Annotated in this window: 1 rRNA gene; it reads right to left on the bottom strand. The window is 46.5% G+C overall.

What is annotated here, in order from left to right:
• Positions 1-454: 454 nt before the first annotated feature.
• Positions 455-548: ribosomal RNA gene (locus L6762_RS11865) — 16S ribosomal RNA — on the bottom strand; the annotation flags it as partial.

Here is a 548-nt window from a genome sequence, read left to right as displayed (position 1 = left end):
GTCCTTCATCGGCTTCTAGTGCCAAGGCATCCACCGTGTGCCCTTAATAACTTACACACAGATAAAATCAAAGATATTAACCTTGACTAACTAAGTACAAAATCAAAAGTATCAAAGAAACCCAATCCATAGAGATTGAGATGAATTCTTCAATTACATTCGAAGATGCTCGCGTCCACTATACAGTTCTCAAACAACAACCCGATACCACTCGAGGCAACCAAAGACAAAGCTCAGTCACTACTCTCGTGCCGGGAACCTGAGAGCAACAAACCACATGGCTTGTTACCTCAAAACCCAAAAGCGCACCAGCATTACACACAATCCTTATCAGCACACAGCACCAACTCCAAAGAGTAAGCACAGTACCTGAACTAACATTCCACCCATGAGCAAACCACCCAAACGACACTCGCGTCCAGCGTGGCTCAACCAATATGTTGAAGCTCCTTAGAAAGGAGGTGATCCAGCCGCACCTTCCGGTACGGCTACCTTGTTACGACTTAGTCCCAATCGCCAATCCCACCTTCGACGACTCCCTCCCACAA

The sequence above is a fragment of the Rothia nasimurium genome (assembly GCF_928381705.1).
GTDB classification, from domain to species: Bacteria; Actinomycetota; Actinomycetes; order Actinomycetales; family Micrococcaceae; genus Rothia; species Rothia nasimurium_G.
Note: the sequence above shows the minus strand (reverse complement) of the source record. Positions and strands in the feature narration are given on the sequence as shown.